The sequence below is a fragment of the Prosthecobacter sp. genome (genome assembly GCF_044373815.1).
Lineage (GTDB): Bacteria > Verrucomicrobiota > Verrucomicrobiia > Verrucomicrobiales > Verrucomicrobiaceae > Prosthecobacter.
In genome coordinates this window covers 1-3,889 of sequence record NZ_JBIPNG010000561.1, presented here as the reverse complement: position 1 = coordinate 3,889, position 3,889 = coordinate 1, and the positions used below count along the sequence as shown (strand labels likewise).

Sequence of the window (3,889 nt, the reverse complement as noted above, 5' to 3'; positions counted from 1 at the left end):
CCACCTCCACTTCTTCACGCTTGTTGTCGCTGCGGCGCTTCGGTCCGCTGCGATTGAGAAACTGCAGCGAGTTGGTGTAGGTGAGGTCTTCGGGCAGGATATCAGGCAGGCTGATCTGCACTGAAGACTTCACCTTGTTGCGGCCTTTGGCATCCAGCAGGGTGCTGATGAGTTCAGCACGCAATTTTTTAAACTTAGGTTCGTGATTAATCGCCTTGCGGTCACGCGGCCGCTCAATGTCCACGATCATGGTCTCGCCGAGTGTCGCTGGCGAGGTAGGCAGCAAAGGAATTACTTTGTCCGCCACAAGGATGGCTTCGTCGGGGTCATTGGTGATCCAGATGACGGTCGTTTTATTCTGCATCCAGATGTCGCTGATCTCATCCTGAAGCTGGGCGCGGGTGAGTGCATCCAGTGCGCTCAGGGGTTCGTCCATGAGCAGCACTTTGGGGTTCATGGCCAGCGTGCGTGCCACCGAAACGCGCTGGCGCATGCCGCCGGAGAGTTCCTTGGGCAGCTTGTGCGCCGCATGGCTGAGCTTCACCATAGCGATGTGTTTCGCGATGTGTTCTTTACGCTGCTCTGGAGTCCATTCCTTGAAGACCTCATCGACAGCAAGCGCAATGTTCTCCTCCACTGTGAGCCAGGGCAGCAGCGAGTAATTTTGGAAAACCAGGCCACGATCTGGACCCGGCTCTGTGATCACCTTCCCCTCGATGAGGGCCGTTCCAGTATCAGGCTTGACCAGTCCGGAAAGCAGATTGATCAACGTCGATTTACCCGACCCCGAATACCCAACGATGACGACGAACTCCCCTTCCTCGACGGAGAGATTGATATTCTTGAGAACTTCCGTGCGGCTGCCCGGAAGCCCAAAGCCTTTGGAGGCACCTTTGATTTCGATAAGCGGCATATCTGGATCAGAGTTGATGGTTAGGCGGTCTTGAACCGCGATTCGACGACACTCATCAGGCGGTCGAGCACGTAGCCGACGACGCCAATGGTGAGGATGCAGAGGATGATATGGGCGTAGCTGTTGGCGTTGTATTGCTGCCAGAGGAAGCCACCCACACCGGGTCTGCCTGTCAGCATTTCCACCGCCACGATCACCAGCCAAGCAATGCCGAGGCTGAGGCGAAAGCCGGTGAACATGTAAGGCAGTGTCGCTGGCACGAGCACCTTCCAGAGTGTCTTCGATCTGGAGAGCTTGAGCACCTTGGCCACATTCAGGTAATCCTGCGGCACGGCGCGCACACCGACGGCGGTGTTCATGACCGTGGGCCACATGGCGCAGATGGCGATGGTGAAGAGAGCGGCGGCATCCGAAGCACCAAAGGTTGTGCGACCATCTCCATTCACGATTTTGACACCACTGAAGAGAATCATGCCCAGTGGCAGCCACGCGAGTGGTGAAACCGGACGCAGCACCTGAATAATAGGATCAAAGGCTGTGGCAAACTTCTTCGAAAGACCGAGGCAGAAACCAATCGGCGTCCCAATAATGAGCGCGATGAAGTAGCCCTGCACCACCAGCACCAGCGACATCCAGGTGAACCGCAAGATGCCCTGATCCAACTCTCCACGCTTGGCAAAAGGCTCTGTGATGTAGAGCTTGCTTGCCGTCCATGTCTCGACCGGAGTCGGGAGATCGGCGGAAAGGCCTGCACGTTTCGTGACTTTGATCTTGTCACCAAAGTCATCGATCTTTTCAGTGATGACGGACTTTCCAGCAATGACATACCAAAGAAGACAGCAGACCAAGATCGCGCCGAGCGGCAGGATGATGGAGTCGAGTTTGTAGCGTTGGATCAGGTGCATAATGCGGCTATGCGGTCTGGGGTTAAGCTTTGAGCGTCTTCACCGCGAAGGACGCGGCATAGGCTTCGAGGTCGGTGTTCGGATCAAAGGTGACACCGTCGAAAAGCGTTTCGGGCTTTTCATCGACACCCCCGTGAACGAAACCAATTTCCTTCATGGCCTCTTCGTAAATGTCCGAGCGCATAACCTGTTTGGCGACGCCTTCGTAATCGGGCGCGCCATCCACGAAGCCCCAGCGGCGGAGCTGAGTGAGCCACCACTTTGCATACTTGGCCTGCGGGTAGTTGCAGTTACGATCACTGAAGATCATGTAGTTCGGGTCCTTGAACTTGCGGCCGTCACCCATGTTATACTTGCCTTGCAGGCGCCCCAGGATGGCCTCGGGCGGACAGTTGATGTAGGTAGCGGCGCTGACGATGCTGGCCTGCTCCTCGCGGTTCTCCATCTTGTCGAGCCAGACACTGGCCTCATGGAGAGCCTTGAGCACTGCTTTGACGGTCTTTGGATTCTTCGCGGCAAATTCCTCACTAAAGGCGCAGACTTTTTCGGGGTGGTCTTTCCAGATGCCCTGCGTGGCGATGGAGGTGTAGCCAATGTCCTCGGCGATGGTCTTCGCGTTCCATGGCTCACCCACACAGAAGCCATCCATCTTGCCGACCTTCATGTTCGCCACCATCTGTGGCGGCGGCACCGTGATGAGAGACACATCTGCACCAGCGCCTGCGGCATCGCCGGGATTGATGCCGCCGGCGGCAAGGTAGTAGCGCATCCACATCGCATGCGTTCCCGGTGGGAACGTCATGGCGAAAGTCAGCGGATTCCCTTTGGCCTTGGCCTCATCCACGAAGGGCTTCAGCGCCTTTGGATCGTCGACGACCTTACCTTTGAAGGTGTTGGCAAGCGTGATGGCCTGACCATTGCGGTTGAGGATCCACGGCACGATCATCGCCTTCTTTGGCGCGCCGCCGAGGCCCATCGTACTGGCGATCGGCATCCCGAGCAGCATGTGGGTGGCCTGGATGTCGCCATTGTTCAGTGAATCACGGATCGCCGCCCAGCTGGCGCCTTTGCTGACGGTGGAATTGATGCCGTATTTTTTGAACAGACCTTTTTCATGCGCCACGACGATGCTGGAACAATCGGTGAGGGCGATCATGCCAAACTTCATGTCGGGTGACTCGGGAGAATCATCGGCATAGGCGGAGCCGATCCAGCCCTGGGGCAGACCGGAGAACAGAGCGCCGAGACCGGCAGTGGCGCTGCTGCGCAGAATGGAACGACGTGTGAGTGGAGAGGTGGGATTCATGCTTGAACGAGTTTGGAGCGTTTGTTGGATTTGGCGAGGGGGCGGGCGGCGGCTTTAGCTTTGGGAAATTGGAGTTCGGCAGTCCACGCTTCGTGCAATGCGGTGGCGGCATCGGTGTATTGACTGCTGGTCAGCAGACCGTGGGCGATGAACTGATCGAGCAGCCAGCGACCGCGCTCACTCAGGGGGGCATTGGCGTCTCGACGGTGAAAGATGTGGAAATCCGTGACCGCGACGGATTTGTCGAAGCCGAGATCAAGCGGACCAACCAAAGATCGTTTCAGGATCTTTTCACTGCCGGTGAAGTAGCCGCTCTCGGCAAGGACACGCACGACTTCAGGGCGGTTTTCCATGGCATCACAGAACTCACAGGCCTCTTTCAAAGCGTTGATGATCGCCTGCGACTCACCAGCATGAGCACTTACAAATCGCTCGGTGGTGAGCAGGACTTTTTCAGGGTGCCCCGGGGCCAGTTGTTCGCTGGTGGCAGCGATCCAGCCGATGCCTTGATCCACAGCGTAAGAGTTCCAAGGTTCACCGACGCAGTAACCATCAATGAGACCTGCCGCCAGACTGGAAGCCATCTGCGTGGGCGGCAGCGCAACGATGCGCACGTCCTTTTCGACATCAATGCCACCTGCCTGAAGCCACTGGCGAAGGAGAAAATTGTGGGAGGAGTAGCGTGACACCATCCCAAAGGTGAAGCGGCGGCTGAATGCGCTGCGGATGAGCTTTTTCAAGCTGGCGGCATCACGCACCCCGCGA

4 protein-coding genes are annotated in these 3,889 nt (G+C 57.3%); all 4 read right to left on the bottom strand.

The genetic code is table 11. The annotated features are described in order from the left end of the window. Positions 1-913 (bottom strand): ABC transporter ATP-binding protein (locus tag ACIREA_RS28185; RefSeq protein WP_397385649.1); only part of this gene is annotated, 913 nt, incomplete at its 3' end. 20 nt (positions 914-933) lie between these two features. Beyond that, on the bottom strand, positions 934-1,818 hold the full coding sequence (gene ntrB, locus ACIREA_RS28180; RefSeq protein WP_397385648.1) for a nitrate ABC transporter permease: 885 nt from the start codon (positions 1,816-1,818) through the stop codon (positions 934-936). A gap of 22 nt (positions 1,819-1,840) precedes the next feature. Continuing rightward, entirely contained in the window at positions 1,841-3,124 is a 1,284-nt protein-coding gene (locus tag ACIREA_RS28175; RefSeq protein ID WP_397385647.1) for a CmpA/NrtA family ABC transporter substrate-binding protein, read from the bottom strand. Beyond that, the coding region (locus ACIREA_RS28170; RefSeq protein ID WP_397385646.1) for a CmpA/NrtA family ABC transporter substrate-binding protein at positions 3,121-3,889 on the bottom strand (769 nt) is incomplete at its 5' end. The genes ACIREA_RS28170 and ACIREA_RS28175, both read right to left, overlap by 4 nt.